This window comes from Pyxidicoccus xibeiensis (assembly GCF_024198175.1).
Taxonomy (GTDB): domain Bacteria; phylum Myxococcota; class Myxococcia; order Myxococcales; family Myxococcaceae; genus Myxococcus; species Myxococcus xibeiensis.
This window is the reverse complement of sequence record NZ_JAJVKV010000001.1, coordinates 480,634-495,518: the sequence shown is the minus strand read 5'-3', so window position 1 is coordinate 495,518 and position 14,885 is coordinate 480,634. Positions and strand designations below refer to the sequence as shown.

11 protein-coding genes are annotated in these 14,885 nt (G+C 72.5%); 6 read left to right on the top strand and 5 right to left on the bottom strand.

Translation table 11 applies throughout. The features are described from left to right. The first annotated feature begins 130 nt into the window (after positions 1-130). Positions 131-742 (top strand): hypothetical protein, encoded by a 612-nt coding sequence (locus tag LXT23_RS50265; protein ID WP_253978333.1) that lies wholly within the window; start codon positions 131-133, stop codon positions 740-742. A 916-nt stretch (positions 743-1,658) separates the two neighbouring features. On the opposite strand, the gene LXT23_RS01955 is transcribed toward LXT23_RS50265, so the two are convergent. Beyond that, complete coding sequence (locus LXT23_RS01955) at positions 1,659-2,036, bottom strand: hypothetical protein (RefSeq protein ID WP_253978332.1); 378 nt, start codon at positions 2,034-2,036, stop codon at positions 1,659-1,661. Between the two features lie 100 nt (positions 2,037-2,136). Beyond that, the gene (locus LXT23_RS01950; RefSeq protein WP_253978331.1) at positions 2,137-3,900 is read right to left on the bottom strand and encodes an ABC transporter ATP-binding protein; all 1,764 of its coding nucleotides are present in this window, start codon (positions 3,898-3,900) and stop codon (positions 2,137-2,139) included. 159 nt (positions 3,901-4,059) lie between these two features. Here LXT23_RS01950 and LXT23_RS01945 point away from each other — a divergent pair, with 159 nt between their 5' ends. From LXT23_RS01945 to LXT23_RS01930, 4 genes are all read left to right on the top strand, one after another. Then, entirely contained in the window at positions 4,060-4,500 is a 441-nt protein-coding gene (locus tag LXT23_RS01945) for a hypothetical protein (RefSeq protein WP_253978330.1), read from the top strand. 101 nt (positions 4,501-4,601) lie between these two features. Beyond that, positions 4,602-5,729, top strand: a complete 1,128-nt coding sequence (dnaJ, locus tag LXT23_RS01940) for a molecular chaperone DnaJ (protein ID WP_253978329.1) — start codon at positions 4,602-4,604, stop codon at positions 5,727-5,729. A 196-nt stretch (positions 5,730-5,925) separates the two neighbouring features. Further along, on the top strand, positions 5,926-8,094 hold the full coding sequence (locus LXT23_RS01935) for an ABC transporter substrate-binding protein (protein WP_253978328.1): 2,169 nt from the start codon (positions 5,926-5,928) through the stop codon (positions 8,092-8,094). Beyond that, the gene (locus LXT23_RS01930) at positions 8,091-9,689 is read left to right on the top strand and encodes an aspartyl protease family protein (protein WP_253978327.1); all 1,599 of its coding nucleotides are present in this window, start codon (positions 8,091-8,093) and stop codon (positions 9,687-9,689) included. The genes LXT23_RS01935 and LXT23_RS01930 overlap by 4 nt, the downstream gene beginning before the upstream one ends. A 12-nt stretch (positions 9,690-9,701) precedes the next feature. Here LXT23_RS01930 and LXT23_RS01925 read toward each other — a convergent pair whose 3' ends face one another. Further along, positions 9,702-10,394 (bottom strand): ferredoxin reductase domain-containing protein, encoded by a 693-nt coding sequence (locus LXT23_RS01925; protein WP_253978326.1) that lies wholly within the window; start codon positions 10,392-10,394, stop codon positions 9,702-9,704. Between the two features lie 56 nt (positions 10,395-10,450). On the opposite strand from LXT23_RS01925, the gene LXT23_RS01920 reads away from it, so the two are divergent. Next, a complete protein-coding gene (locus LXT23_RS01920) occupies positions 10,451-11,227 on the top strand; it encodes a transglycosylase domain-containing protein (protein WP_253978325.1) in 777 nt (258 codons plus the stop codon). Between the two features lie 24 nt (positions 11,228-11,251). Here LXT23_RS01920 and LXT23_RS01915 read toward each other — a convergent pair whose 3' ends face one another. Together LXT23_RS01915 and LXT23_RS01910 are read right to left on the bottom strand one after the other, a co-directional pair. Then, the gene (locus tag LXT23_RS01915; protein WP_253978324.1) at positions 11,252-13,045 is read right to left on the bottom strand and encodes a serine/threonine-protein kinase; all 1,794 of its coding nucleotides are present in this window, start codon (positions 13,043-13,045) and stop codon (positions 11,252-11,254) included. A gap of 138 nt (positions 13,046-13,183) precedes the next feature. After that, positions 13,184-14,884 (bottom strand): hypothetical protein, encoded by a 1,701-nt coding sequence (locus tag LXT23_RS01910; protein ID WP_253978323.1) that lies wholly within the window; start codon positions 14,882-14,884, stop codon positions 13,184-13,186. Position 14,885 lies beyond the last annotated feature (1 nt).

Genomic DNA, 14,885 nt, shown 5'->3' with positions numbered 1-14,885 from the left:
TCCGCTGCCGCACGTCCCCCGTCCTCCGAACGTAGGAAGGCCGCTGGCGGGAGAGGAGCGTGTGGAGCCGGGCAGCCGAGGGGCAGTCCGGCTTCCGTTTCCGGCCCGTCGCTCCTAGTCTCGGGCACTCATGGCAGACAGCTCGGTGGAGACGTTGAAGACCGCGGTGCAGGCACTCTACCGGGTGCACGCGGTGGAGGGCCCGCCGGGAGAGAACGGGCTGCGCACGGTGTGGCACCTGTGCCCGGACGGCGCGGAGCTGCTGTCGCTGGTGGACGACGAGGGGCGCGTGCAGCGGCAGGAGCTGACGCTGCTGGACGACCACTACATCTGGGCGAGCGGGCAGGGGGTGCTCACGGCGAGCGTGGACCGGGGCAGCGCCAACGTCGTCGGCCGCGCATCGGTGGTGGTGAAGGCGGACCCGCAGCTGGTGCCCAACCGGCTGCTGCGCGCCGCGGTGGCCATGGGGACGTACACGGGACAGGACCGCTACATCCTCCACATGCAGCGCGTGCTGGCGCTGGCGCGCGAGGGGCTGGAGATGAGCGTGCAGCGGCCGTCGGAGCCCACGCTGCCGGCGCTGCCGCCCGCGGCCCCCGCTCAGCCCGCGTTCGGCGCGCCGCTGCCGGACGAGGTGGTCCCGCCGGTGGTGCGCGAGTCGGAGGGCCTGATGATGGTGGCCGTGCTCGCGCTGGGCCTGCTGGTGGGCGTGGGCATCCTGGCGCTCATCTTGCTGGGCTGATGCGCGAGCGTCGCGTCGCCCGGCATGCGCTCGGTGGCGGAGCGGACCGGGTGCGCGTCCAGCACCAGCAGGACGGCCACCGCCGCGGCGGGCACCAGCCGCGCGGACCAGCCCAGCCGGGAGTGCGCGTCACGCGGCGCGCGCCGCGCCAGCAGCGCCAGGCCGAGCACCGCGAGCAGCGCCGTGCAGGCCTGGCGCAGCACGCGCAGCTCGTCCGCCGCCGCCAGCCCCGCGGTGACGCGCGCCACGCGCTCCGCCTCCGGGCTGTGCGCCAGGCCCGTGAGCCACTCGAACAGGTGACGGGCCTCCAGCGCGCCCACCAGGGCCACCGAGGCGAGTGAAGCGCAGACAGCGCTGGCCAGCAGCAGGCCCCGCTTGTGGCGGGAGCCCGTGTCCTCGGCGTGCGCCGGGCCGAAGCGCGCCAGGGCGAGCCCCAGCGCCAGCCCCAGCAGCAGCGCGGCGCTCGTCCACGCCCCCAGCAGGCGCGGCGCCATGGCCCGGCCGGTGCTGGCGGCCAGCGCGAGGCCGGCCTCCAGCGTGTCCGGGTGGGGCAGGGCGGCAGCGGCCCTGTCCACCAGCACCTCCGTCCCCATCAGCCCCAGCATCCACGGCAGCGTGGCCATGCCCAGCATGACGGCCAGCGGCACCCGCCGCTCCGCGCCGGAGGTGGCCAGCGCCAGCGCCAGCACCGGCAGCTCCACCAGCAGCGCCAGCGCCACCAGCGCCGCGTAGGGCCCCGCCGCATCCACCGCGTGCGAGAGCCCCGCCGCACCGTGCATCAGAGGTGCAAGCGTGAAGCACCACAGGAACACCGTGGCGGGCAGGATTGCCGCCACGGAGAGCCCGGGCGCGAGACGGAGCCGGAAGGGAACGAGCATTTCAGGAGAGAATAGTCTCTCCCGTTAAAACTGTGAATTCAGGCTGGAGGACGACCCACGAGCCAATAGACGACGCTCGAGAGGACTCCCACCACGGGCGACACCAGCACACCCAGCAGGTAGACGCGGGGGCACCCGCCGTCGGCGCAGCCGATGCGGCCATAGGCCAGCGCGCCGCCCAGGAGCAGGGGCACGTGCATGCCGAGGAGGAAGACGCCCATGCCGCGCAGCACGAGGCCTCGGTACCAGGTGCGCGTCCACAGGCGGAAGACGAGGGGGACGAGCGCCAGGGTGACGGTGGCGGCGGTGGCCAGGGCCAGCTGCCGGGCCGACACCGCCACACACGCCAGCGCCGCGAGCGCCAGCGCGGGCACGAGCAGCAGGGCGTTGAGGGACAGGGGCTCCCGATGACGCATGAGGCGGAGGCGACGGTGGCAGAGGGGGGACGGCGAGGCAAGGACGGAGGTGGCGCGGGCAGCCCACGGCCTGGCGGGCCCGGGCCTTTGACCCCGCGCCTCAGGCCGCGACGGCGCCGTTGCCCAGCAGCTGCGTGTAGCGCCCGCGCAGCGCGAGCAGCTCCGCGTGGGTGCCGGCCTCCACCACCCGGCCGCCCTCCACCACGGCGATGAGGTCCGCGTCGCGCACCGTCGACAGCCGGTGTGCAATCACCAGCACCGTGCGCCCCTTCATCAGCGCCGTCAGGCCCGCGCCCACCGCCGCCTCGCTCGCCGCGTCCAGCGCGCTGGTGGGCTCGTCCAGCAGCAGCACCGACGGCCTGCACAGGAACGCCCGCGCCAGCACCAGCCGCTGCCGCTGCCCTCCCGACAGCCGGCCTCCACGCTCACCCACCGGCTCGTCCAGCCCGCCCGGCAGCGAGCGCACGAAGTCGTCCGCGTACGCCAGCCGCAGCGCCTCCCAGAGCTCCTCGTCCGTCGCCTCCGGCCTGCCCAGCCGCAGGTTGTGCCGCACCGTCCCGGAGAAGAGCACCGGCTCCTGCGGCACCCACGCCACCTGCCCCCGCACGCTCGACGGCTTCAGCCCCGTCAGCGGCGCGCCGTCCCACAGCACCCGCCCGCCCGACGCCGGCAGGAAGCCCAGCAGCACGGAGAACAGCGTCGTCTTCCCCGCGCCCGAAGGCCCCACCAGCGCCACGCGCGAGCCCGCGGGCACCACCAGGTCCACGCCGCGCAGCGCCTCGCGCCCATCGGAGTACGTGGCCCGCACGCCCTCCAGCACCAGCGCCTGGGACAGCGGCCCCGCCGCGTCGCCCACGTCCGGCGGCGCCGGCTCGTCCGCGAGCGCGAACAGCCGCTCCGCCGCCGACAGCCCCAGCATCACCTGCGACAGCGTGCCGCTCAGCGACTTCACCGGCTGGTACAAAAGCAGCGCCGCCGCCAGGAACGACAGCAGCCTTCCTGCCAGCGCCGCGTCCGCCGCCACCGCGCGCGCCCCCCAGGCAATCGCCATGGCCACGCCGGCGATGCCCAGCAGCTCCACCGTGGGGCTCACCGCGCCGCGCAGGAAGAGCGAGCGGCGCATCTCCGCCAGGTACCGCTCCGCCTCCGCTTCGTATGTCTCCACCGCGCGCGCCTGCCCGCCGAAGGCCTGCACCACCGGCAGGTTCTGCAGCTGCTCGCCGGTGAGCGACGTCAGCGCCCCCAGCCGCTGCTGCGAGCGCGCCGCGACCTTCTTGAGCGAGCGGGCAAAGCGGTTGATTGGCAGCACCGTCACCGGCACCACGATGAACGTGAAGAGGAAAAGCCTTCCATCGATGAGGAAGCAGGTGACCAGCAGCGCGACAATCTGCAGCCCATCCCGGATGTAGGACGTGAGCGCCTGAGTCACGGAGAACTCCACCATCGGAACTTCCGAGGTGAAGCGCGTGAGCAGCTCTCCCGAGTGACGCCGCTCGAAGAACGCGGGCGGTTGTCCGAGCAGCCGCCCGTAGAGGAACCCTCGCAGGTCCGCCATCACTCGCTGGCCCAGCCGCTGCATCAGCCCGCCCTGGAGGAACTGGGCGGTGGCCTTCACCAACGCGACCAGCACCACCAGGAGCGGCAGTCGCTCGAGCAGCGCTTCTCCTGGCAGTGCGACGCCCGCCACGGTGATGGGCTCACCGGTGAGCACCGCGCGCAAGAGCGGGCCCACCACCCACGCGTAGGCGGCCGTGGCCGCCGCGGCGACGAGCGACGCGCCGACTCCCGCCGCGAGCAGCCAGCGGTAGGGACGCAGGTAGCCGAGGAGCCGGCGGTAGACGTGTGCGGGAGGTCTTGGAGCCACTGTTCGGCGGCGGACTCTGTCACTGAGTCGCCGCGACGTCCAAGGCCAGCGTGGGCACCTTCTTTCATGCCCTGCCGCCTGCCCTGCCACCTGCCACAGAGGGCAGGCAGGCCAGTTCCATTGCCCCCCTACATCCCTGCGGACAGCTTCATGGGAGCCATGGAAACCAATAACGAAAAAGAGGCCCTGTTCAATCCGGGCTGTGAGCCGGTGGTGGAGGACGAGGAGCGCCGGCGGCTCCTGTGGCTCATGGCCGAGTACTTCCGCACCATCGGGTACTCGGACATCAAGGCGCGCCTTCCCGGCTTCATGCCTCCTCCCATCCTGTCAGGAACCATCGAAGACCATCGCCCCGACTTCACCTGCCGCCAGTCGGACTCGGCGCGCACACCCATCATCCTGGAGATTGTCACCCCGCACATGGTGGATGATCCCACCGCGGAGAACCGCTGGAGCCTGCTGGCCAGCGCCGCGAAGCTCTACAACGCCGAGCTGCACTTCGTGGTCCCGAAGTGGGCCGCCAACGGCCCGGTGGACCCGGGACTCAAGCGCCGGCTGGCCCGCATGGAGCTCACGGCCAATCGCGTGTGGACCGTGTAGGCGACACCGCCCCTTGGATTGCTGGCTCGTTTCGCTGCGTTATAGTGGCTCAGAGATTTACGCGGCGACAAAAATCCAGCAATTTCCAGGGGTTGTAATCGATGGCAGGTGCGGCGGGTCAGAAGCGCGACTACTACGAGGTCCTGGGCGTCCAGAAGACCGTCTCCGCTCAGGAGCTGAAGAGCGCATTCCGGAAGGTGGCGCTCCAGTACCACCCGGACCGCAACCAGGGGAACCCGGCCGCCGAGGAGAAGTTCAAGGAAGCCTCGGAGGCCTATGAAGTGCTGAGCGACCCGGAGCGGCGTGCGAAGTACGACCGCTTCGGGCACGCGGGCAACCCGTTCGAGGGCTTCGGCGGCGCGGGCGGCGGGTTCCAGGGCGTCAACATCAACGACATCTTCGGCGAGATCTTCGGCGACATCTTCGGCGGCGCCCGGGGTGGACGGCGGACGAGCTCGCGTGGCGCGGACCTGCGCTACAACCTGGAGATCACCTTCGAGGAGGCGGCCTTCGGCTGCCGGCCCAAGGTGACGATTCCGCGGCCGAAGAAGTGCGAGACGTGCACCGGCACCGGCAGCAAGACGAACCAGGGCCCCCGGCCGTGCGGCACGTGCGGCGGCGCCGGCGAGGTGCGCTACACGCAGGGCTTCTTCGCGGTGTCGCGGCCGTGCTCGGACTGTGGCGGCACCGGCGCGGTGGTGCCGGACCCGTGCACGCGCTGCAAGGGCAGCGGCAAGGTGCCCTCGGAAGAGGTCATCGAGGTGGCCATCCCCGGCGGCGTGGACAACGGCACGCGCGTGCGGCTGGGCGGCATGGGCGAGCCGGGAGACCGCGGCGGCCCCGCGGGCGACCTCTACGTCACCGTCATCGTCAAGGAGCACCCGCTCTTCCAGCGCGAGGAGTACGAGGTCTTCTGCGAGGTGCCCATCTCCTTCACCCAGGCGGCGCTGGGCGCGAAGATCGACGTCCCCACGCTGGACGGGAAGGTGAAGATGACCATCCCCAACGGCACCCAGTCCGGCAAGGTGTTCCGCCTGAAGGGCAAGGGCATCCCGCACCTGCACAGCCAGCAGCGTGGAGATCAGCACGTGCGCGTGGTGGTGGAGACGCCCACGGAGCTGACCTCGAAGCAGCGCGAGCTGCTGGAGAAGTTCGCCGAGGCCGCCGGCGAGGAGTCGCACCCGCAGTCCAAGAGCTTCTTCGCCAAGGTGAAGGAGCTGTTCGGCTGACGACGTCCGCGCGGGCGGAGGGCCACACCCCGTGGCCCCCGTGCCGCATGGCGGCGCGAAAGCGTGCTGCACCTGACGCCCGCACGGCTGGCGGGCACGGGTACGGGCGGTGCAGTGGGGAGGGGTTTCCCGGTGGAAGCTTCACCCCGCTCCGTTGTCGACGGAGGCGCACCCCGCTGCTATGCACGCCCCTGCCATGGACGTCCCTTCCCTGCTGCGCCGCTCGCTCGTCGTCGCGCTGGCCCTGTCACTGACGGCCTGCCCCCGGACCACCCGCACGCCTCCTGAAGGTGGCGACACCGGTGAAGACGTCCCCACCGGTGACCCCTTCCCGAAGCGCCCTTCCGTGGAGGCGAAGAAGGACCCGGCCGCGGACGCGGCGCTCGCCCAGGCGAAAGAGACGGCCGCGGCCGCTCCGGACAAGAAGAAGGCCGCCGAGGCCTTCATGTCCGTGCGCAAGGCCTACCCCGCCACCACCGCGGGCCAGGAGGCGCTGTACCAGGCCGGCGTCCTCTTCTTCGAGTCGAAGGACTACGCCAACGCGCGCAGGTCCTTCAACGAGCTGCTCTTCGAGAACCCGCTCCACCCGCAGGCGGATGACGCCAAGCACAAGCTGGCCGTCTCCGCCATGGAGGTGGGCGCGTACCGCGACGCGTACCAGACGCTGTCCAGCCTGGCCGACCGCGCCGAGGGCGCCGAGAAGGAGAAGCTCCAGGCCGAGGCCGCGCGTGCCGCCGAGGGCGCGGGCCTGTACGGCCAGGCGCTGACGCTGGCGGTGGAGCAGGCCGGCCAGGCGCAGGGCGCCGAGGAGCAGGCCGCCGCGGTGGCCCGCGTGGAGTCGCTGGTGGAGGGTCGCGCGGACTTCGTGGACATCGCCCGCGTGACGGAGGGGCTGTCCCCGTCCAACCCGGCGTGGCCCCTGCTCACCTTCAAGCTGGCGCGCGTCTACTACCACCTGCGGGACTGGACGCGGCTGGAGGAGACGCTGAACCGCTTCCTGGCCCAGGCGCCCGGCCATGCCTTCGCGCCCCAGGCGCGCGAGCTGCTGGCGCGGGCCACCCGCCGCGTCGAGGCGAAGCCGCGCACGGTGGGCGTGCTGCTGCCCATGACGGGCCGCTACCAGCCCATCGGCGAGGCCGTGCTGCGCGGCATCCAGCTGGGCCTGGAAGGCAGCGACGTGGAGCTGGTGGTGAAGGACACGCAGGCCGACGTCAACAAGACGGGCCAGGCCATGGAGCAGCTCGCCTTCGACGACGGCGCCATCGCCGTGCTGGGGCCGCTGCTGGCGGATGACACCAAGCGCGCGGCGCTGGTGGCGGAGGAGCTGCAGGTTCCCCTGCTGACGATGAGCCGCCAGGAGGGCGTCACCGAGCTGGGCCCGTACGTCTTCCGCAACATGCTCACCAACGCCGCGCAGGCGAGCGCCATCGCCGACTACGCGATGAACGTGAAGGGCTACAAGCGCTTCGCGCTGCTCTACCCGAACATCCCCTACGGCGTGGAGCTGGCGGACACCTTCTGGGACGAGGTGGTGGGGCGTGGCGGCCTGGTGCGCGGCGCGGAGCGCTACTCGCACGACCAGACGACCTTCACCACCGAGGCCAAGAAGCTGGTGGGCCGCTACTACCTGGAGGACCGCGGCGACTACGTGGGCGGCGTGCGCGAGCTCCAGGGAGAGAACCTGGACGCGTACCGCCGCCGCAAGGCGCTGGAGAAGGTGAAGAGCGGCGTGGAGCCCATCATCGACTTCGACGCCATCTTCATGCCGGACGACTGGCGGCGCGTCAGCCTGGTGGCCCCGGCGCTCGCCGTGGAGGACATCGTCACCAACGCGTGCGACCCGCGAGATTTGGAGCGCATCCGCAAGACGACGGGCAAGAAGGAGCTGAAGACGGTGACGCTCTTCGGCGCCAACCAGTGGAGCAGCCCGAAGGGGCGCTCGGGGCTGCCGGAGCTCGTCGAGCGCGGCGGCAAGTTCGTCACCTGCTCGGTGTACGTGGACGGCTTCTTCGTGGACTCGCAGCGGCCGGCCACGCGCCGCTTCGTGCAGCTGTACCGCGAGGAGTACAAGGCGGAGACGGGCAGGGACCCGGGCCTGCTGGAGGCCATCGGCTACGACTCCGGCCGCATGCTGCGGCAGCTCATCGAGAAGAAGGAAGGCGCGCCCCGCACCCGCGCGCAGATGCGTGACGCGCTGGCGGGCCTGAAGGACTTCGACGGCGCCACCGGCCGCACCTCGTTCAACGAGAAGCGCGAGGCGGTGAAGCCGCTGTTCCTGCTGTCCATCGACAACAAGGGCATCACCGAAATCAACGTGGACAAGGAGCGCGAGAAGGCGGCCGCCGCGGGAGGCTCGGGTTCATGACGTCGCGGTGGAGGGCGGTGCTGCTGGCCGGCGGGCTGCTGGCCGGCGGCTGTGCTCACCGCAGTCCCCTGGTGACGCCGGACGTGGAGGCGCGGCTGGCCCAGGCGCCGGGCGCGTTCCTCGCGGGCAGGACGGCGGGGCTCGAGCAGCAGGCCGTCCTCAACCGGCTCGACTTCATCTGGGGCCTGGCCTTCGCGCCCCAGGGCAGTCGCCTGGCGTACACGCGGCTGGGCAACAAGTCGTACTTCCTGTCCATCTGGGACCTGGGGCCGCCGCCGAAGCTGCTGGCGGACCCGACCATCAACCCCTACGAGTACGACGTGGAGGGCGTGGACTTCTCGCCGGACGGCGCGCTGGTGGCCACCGCGGGCAGGGACGGCTCGGTGCGCCTGTTCGACGCGGCCACGGGGGCGCTCAAGGGTGAGCGCCGCACGGAGGAGCCGCTGGGCGTGGTGGCCTTCCACCCGGGCGGGAAGTGGCTGGTGGTGGGCAGCCTCAAGGGGCTGATGACGGTGCTGTCGGTGCCAGGGCTGGAGTACGCCTCGGAGGAGCGGGGCCACGGCGGGCCGGTGAGCGCGCTGGCCTTCGCGCCGGATGGGACGCTGTACTCGGGCGGCTGGGACAAGCACGTGCGCGCGTGGCGCACGGGCATGGAGGCGGTGCGGCCGGGGCAGGCACGGGTGCGCTTCGAGCGGCGCGGCGGCTCCGCGGTGCTGGGCGGCACGGTGAATGGCAAGGCGCCCGTGTCCCTTTCGCTGGACGCGCGGGCGCCCGCGGTCGTCCTCAGCAGCGAGGCGGCCACGGCGGCGGGCATCGACGTGCCCTTCCTCAAGGAGACGCTCAACGTCCCGGGGCCGCTGGGCACCACCTCGGCGCGGCTGGCCCGGGGGCAGACCCTGCGCTTCAAGTCGCTGGAGCTGTCCGGCGTGGACGTGGCGGTGTGTGACTCCTGCGTGCCCCAGGGCAGCCAGGGGGTGCTGGGCGCGCCCTTCACCGAGCGCGTGGACGTGGCCTTCGACGAAGTCACCCAGGAGGCGGTGCTCACGCTGAAGAGTGGAGCGCCCGAGGGCCCGGGCGCGGCGGAGACGCTGGTGCTGGCGCCGAGGTCGGACTTCACCTTCCCGGCCTTCGTCAGCGACGTCACCGTGGATGCGCGGGGACTGCGGCTGGGCGTGGGCCTGTCCGAGCAGAAGCCGGAGCGCAACCGCGAGGTCTACGAGCGCGAGCGCAAGGGCGTGGACGAGCCCCAGGGCGCCTTCAACGCGGGCGCGGTGGTGGACGCGCAGTCCGGCCAGGTGCTGGCGAAGTGGCCGCTCCACCGGGGCGTGGTGGCCACCGCGGCGATTTCTCCGGACGGACGCTCGCTGGCCAGCGGCGGCTGGGACAAGCGCGTGTACCTCTTCACGGAGGGCGAGGACGGCGCTCGGGGTGAGCACGAGTTCGACTGGTCCGTGCGCCGCGTGCGCTTCAGCCCGGACGGGCGCTGGCTGGGCGTGGCCGCGTGGACGCCGCAGGTGGTCAGCGGGGACAGCGACCCGGCCGCGGTGCTGTTCGGCGTGCGCTACGCGGAGCCGACCGTCGAACGGCGGCGGTGAGCCGTTCGGGGCTCAGAAGTTCAGGGACAGGTCGCTCCGGGGCATGCCGCGGGCCTGGAGCGCGGCAATCACGCCCTGGACCATCTCCGACTGGCCGCAGAGGAAGGCCACCGCGTTCTGCACGGGCACCTCGCCCAGGTGGGCCTGCACGTAGCCGGTGAGCCCCTGCCAGCCGCTGGCGCCGGGCTGGCTGACGGTGCGCACCACGCGGATGCCGCCGGCCTCCCACTCGTGCAGCTCATCCCAGTACGCGAACGCACCCGGCGTGCGCGCCCCGAAGTAGAGCGTCACGCGGCCATAGGCCTCGCGCTCGCGGCGGATGCTGGCGATGACGGAGCGGATGGCGGAGATGCCCGAGCCGGTGGCGAACAGGAGCACGTCGTGGGCCCGGCCGCGCTCCAGCGGGAAGCCCTTGCCCTCCGGCCGCGTCACCTGCACCCGGGCGCCGGGCGTCAGGCGGATGAGGGCGTCCGGCAGGACGCTGCCGTCCTTGATGAGGAACTCCCACTCCGTCCCCTGGTGCTCGGGCGGCGAGGCGATGGCGAACAGGCCCGGCTCCAGGCCGGGCAGGCGCAGGCGGACGTACTGTCCGGGGCGCTGGTGGGCTCCCACCAGGGGCGTCCCCTGGAGGTCCAGCACGAGGTCCGTGAGGCCGTCGGCGGCGGGGGCGGTGGTCTTGACGATGGCCGTGTGCCAGTCGGGCATGGTCGTCCTTTTAACCCGTGCGCAGGACATGTGCCTCCCCTGGTAACCTGGGGGGCGTGAAGAGCCTGCTCTGGATAGTCCTGTTCCTGCTCGGCCTGGCCGGGGTCATCATCCCGTTGAGCTACCTCTATACGGCCAGCAAGCTGCCGCCGTTGGAGAGCGAGTTCGACGTCGAGAAGCAGCTCAAGCACAGCATCGAAGGCGAGCGGATGAGCCTCCGGGCGGGGCAGTACCAGCGCAACCCCCGTCCCATCACCTTCAACCGCCCGGACTTCTCGCGGCTGCCCAAGGACATGGTGGCGCTCTACATCCGCCACCTGGGGTGCCCCCGGTACTTCCAGACCCCGCGCGAGGACGGGCCCGCCTGGGCCTGGCGCCTGTTCGCCGGGGTGATGACGGGCGCGCAGCCCCCGGGGGACGGCGGGTGTGAGCGCATCCTCTCCATGCGCATCGCCGGCACGCTGGGCATCACGGGGAACGTGGCCCAGTCGGTGGCCGCGCACCGGCTGCACTCGTTCATGCAGAAGGACCAGCTCATCGCGTACGACCTGGCCAGCCTCTACTTCGAGCGCGGCATCGTCGGCGTGGAGGACGCGGCGTTCGTCCTCTTCAAGCGCGAGCTGTCGGAGCTGCAGCTGTCCGAGCTGGCGGAGCTGCAACTGGCACTGCCGCCGTTCGGCTACTACGGCGACCTGAAGACGTGCCGCAACGCGACCATCATCCGCCAGAACCGCGACATCCTCCTGGAGGACCTGGCGGGCTGGAAGCTGGTGAGCGAGGACCGGGCGCGCAACGCCATGGGCCAGCCGGTGTTCTGCACCCGCTCCATGTGAGCGCTCCGGCGCGAGGGCGGCGCTTCAGCGCTTCAGGAAGACGCGCTCGAAGCCGTTGAGCTTCACCACGAGCTCGCGGCGCGTCTGCGGGTCGTCCTCCGCCGCCAGCGCCTCGCCCCGGTACTTCTCCAGCATCTTCAGCGCGGCGTTGGGGCTGCTGAGGGTCCCCCTGGCGGCCTGCGTGTTCACCTCGCGCTCCAGGCGCTTGATGCGCGACAGCAGCGTGCTCTGCGAGGACGCCTCCGAGCCACGGGAGACCTTCGGCCGCTGCGCCTCGGCGCCCGTGCTGGCCGCCTGCACCCTGGACGGTGTTGCGTCCGGAGCGTCCTCGGCGGCGACCTTCCGGGCCTGCGCCTCCATGGGAGCCGCGGCAGCCACGCCACCAGCCGCCGGCGCCGTGTCCGCTATGGCGGGAGCGGCGGCCGTGGCCGGAGCAGGCGCCGGCGTGCCGCTCGGAGCCGTCTCGGGCGCGGGGGCGGGGGGCGTCGCGGTGCCCGTCCCCGCCAGGGGGATGGAGGTCGGCGCCTGGGGCGCCATCATGGAGCGGACGACGATGGCCGTGCCGCCTCCCAGCAGGAGCACGGCGGCGCCGATGGCCGCGGCCATGGGCACGCGCTTGCGTCCGGGCGGAGTCACTCCGGCGGCGCGCAGCTCCTGCGACGTCAGCTCCGAGCTGAGCTCCGGCGGCACCGGAACGGGCGTGGTGGGGCGGCGCGAGTCGACGTCGTCCGACCTGCGCGGCCGCTCCACGGGCGCGGGCGCGCTCGGGTTGGAGCGTGTGGAGGCCCGGAGCGTGCGCCGCAGCTTGTGCAACTGCTGCCGCAGCGCGTCCGCCGAGTTGGGGCGCGTCTCCGGGTCCTTGGTGAGCATCTGCAGGATGAAGGCGTCCAGCGCGGGGGGCAGCTCGGACACGAACTCCGAGGGGCGCGGCGGGCGCGCCTCCACGTGCTTCATCAGCAGGTCCACCGGCGAGCTGCCGACGAAGGGCAGCCGGCCCGTCACCATCTCGAAGGTGACGACGCCCAGCGCGTAGAGGTCGGTCATCGGCCCGACCTCCTGGCCGCGGGCCTGCTCGGGCGCCATGTACTCCGGCGTGCCCACCACCATGTCCGTGCGCGTCTGCGCGGTGCGGCCGGTGGGGCCCTGGCCGCGCTTGGCCAGGCCGAAGTCCAGCACCTTCACGTAGCGCGAGCCGTCCGGCTGCTTCACCAGGAAGATGTTGCTCGGCTTGAGGTCGCGGTGCACCACGCCGGCCCCGTGCGCGGCGGCCAGCGCGGCGAGCACCTCGTCGAGCAGCGACAGCGCGTCCTGCACCGGCAGCCGGTTCTTCTCCGTCAGCACCGCGTCGAGCGCCTGGCCCTCCAGGTACTCCATGACGATGTACTGCCGGCCGTCCGGCACCTGGCCGAAGCCGAAGATGTCGATGATGCCGCGGTGACGGATGGCATTGACGGCGCGGGCCTCCGCGAGCAGCCGCTCCACCTGCTCGGTGGAGTGGGCCAGCTCCGGGCGCAGCACCTTCACCGCCACGCGCTTGCCGATGAGCGGCTGGATGCCCTCGTACACCAGCCCCATGCCACCCACGCCGATGCGCGAGCGCAGCTCGTACTCACCCAGCCGCAGGCCGACGAGCGGGTCCTTCAGGCTGGCGTCCGCGGGTGGCGCTTCCGAGGCTTGCACCACGACCTTGGGCTCCTCTGTCGCCGCGCCCGGCGGCACATGGAACGACGTGAGCACCACCGTCCCGTCGCGTGGGCACACGGCGGTGTCGGGCGGAACGGAAAGGCCGCAGGTATCGCAGGTCAACTCGGAAGCCATCTCAACCAGGGGGCCCAGCGTAGCAGGAGGATACGGGTGAGGCGATGTGCCCCGATCTGAAGTACCAGGCGAGCGGTCAGGCGCCGCACTCCTGCTCCTCCGACGGGGCCCCCCCACGTCGGACAGCGAACGGCTACCTCATGGGGAGGCCGGGCAGCCGAGCAGCAGGCTCCTGTCTCCCGTCGCGCCGCGCGGACCGGGACCCCCGCCACCCTCGCCCCCGCCAAGGACCGAGTAGCCCACGCCGCCATCGCCAGGCAGCGCGACGGTGGCACCCGCGGCGCACCACACGCCCACCGAAGGACCGCCTCCGCCGCCACCTCCCACGCCGCCGGTGCCGCCGGTGCCGCCGGTGCCGCCGTTCCCTCCGGGGCCACCGCGCAGGGTGTTGCTACGGCCTCCAGCCTGGTCCTGGTAGAAGCCGCCCAGGCCGCCGGCCCCACCTCGTCCACCCGGCGCGCCTGCGCCCCCCTCGCCACCCGGGCCGCCATTGCCGCCGCCGCGCGTGCGCAGCTGGGAGGCGCCCTCCACCGTGACCTGCGAGTTGACGAGCAGCAGCGAGATGGAGGCCCCGCCCGCGCCGCCACCCTGGCCGCCTTCACCGCCACAGCCTCCCGAGCCACCACCGCCGCTGCCTCCTCCCCCGGCCGTGTTGGTGCTGGAAACCCATTGGCAGGTGCCGCCAGAGCCACCGCCGCCGCCGCCAGCACCCGGCTGGCCCTGACCGCCGTTCCCACCGCGCTGGTTGGCCACCCACACGTCACCCTGGATGAGCCCCTGTCCCGAGCCCGACGGGCCCGGCGCGCCACCGCCGCCCGAGCGGCCATCACCGCCGTGGGTTCCGGCATCCGGCTCGCAGAGGCAGCTCTCGAACTCGCACCGGGGCTGTTTCGGGGGCGCGCCGAGGCCTCCGTCGCCGCCTCCCGCGTCTGGAGGCTCGCCCAGGCCTCCATTGAAGCCGGACGCATTCGGCGCCTGCCCTCCCTCCCGGCCCTGGCCCCCGCTGACGGAGATGCCTCCCGCGCAGACGCGCTGGCCCGCGGCGCCACCAGCGCCTGGCAGGGTATTGCCGACACCCCCGTCACTGCCGATGCCGCCATCCACGCCCTCTGCGCCCGGGCTGCCCTGGGTGCCTGGAGCGCCATCGCCGCCGCGTCCCGCCGCGAGGATGACCTGGCGCAGCACGACGTCCGACGAGCCCAGCACTCGCACGGCGATGGAGGGCTCGCTGGGCTGCACCGCGTTCGCGGAGTGGATGTTCATGTACTCCACCCGCAGGTCCGCGTTCGGCAGGTTGCGCACCGTCAGGGCCACGGTGCCGCCGTCCAACCGGGCGGGGTTGTTTCCCTCGCGCCGCCAGCCACCGGTGCGTCCGGTATAGCCGCCGTGCAGCGACACGGGCACGTCCAGCACCAGCCCGGCTTCGTCGTAGAAGCCGCCCGCCAGGTACAGCTGCCTGGGACCGCCGCCGTCGGCTTCACGCAGGACCTGCAGCGCGCGGCCCAGCGAGCGCAGCGGCAGCTCGCGCGTGCCCGCCAGGGCATCCTCGTCGTCGCCACTCACCGGGTCGACGAAGAAGCCCGCGTCGGCTTGGCCGTCGATGCCGTCGCAGTCGGTGTCGGCGAAGGCGTCGTCCGGAAAGTCCACGGTGTTGGTGGGCGTGCAGCCCGCGTCACCGGCGTCACCCGCGTCACCGGCGTCGGAGGCGGTGCCGTCGGGAGTGCACCGCCCATCCTCGATGCAGCGCTGCCGTGCGTCGTCGAAGTCGTAGCAACCACCCGCGGCGAGCACCGCCGCGAGCGCCGCGCCGGTGGCGCCGAGCGTCCAGGTCTTCCGCATA

Bases quoted from the DNA above. Each gene is read 5' to 3' on its own strand.
- LXT23_RS01935 (WP_253978328.1), top strand. From the start codon at position 5,926: ATGGACGTCCCTTCCCTGCTGCGCCGCTCGCTCGTCGTCGCGCTGGCC.
- LXT23_RS01915 (WP_253978324.1), bottom strand. From the start codon at position 13,045: ATGGCTTCCGAGTTGACCTGCGATACCTGCGGCCTTTCCGTTCCGCCC.
- LXT23_RS01955 (WP_253978332.1), bottom strand. From the start codon at position 2,036: ATGCGTCATCGGGAGCCCCTGTCCCTCAACGCCCTGCTGCTCGTGCCC.
- LXT23_RS50265 (WP_253978333.1), top strand. From the start codon at position 131: ATGGCAGACAGCTCGGTGGAGACGTTGAAGACCGCGGTGCAGGCACTC.
- dnaJ (WP_253978329.1), top strand. From the start codon at position 4,602: ATGGCAGGTGCGGCGGGTCAGAAGCGCGACTACTACGAGGTCCTGGGC.
- LXT23_RS01930 (WP_253978327.1), top strand. From the start codon at position 8,091: ATGACGTCGCGGTGGAGGGCGGTGCTGCTGGCCGGCGGGCTGCTGGCC.
- LXT23_RS01945 (WP_253978330.1), top strand. From the start codon at position 4,060: ATGGAAACCAATAACGAAAAAGAGGCCCTGTTCAATCCGGGCTGTGAG.
- LXT23_RS01925 (WP_253978326.1), bottom strand. From the start codon at position 10,394: ATGCCCGACTGGCACACGGCCATCGTCAAGACCACCGCCCCCGCCGCC.
- LXT23_RS01910 (WP_253978323.1), bottom strand. From the start codon at position 14,884: ATGCGGAAGACCTGGACGCTCGGCGCCACCGGCGCGGCGCTCGCGGCG.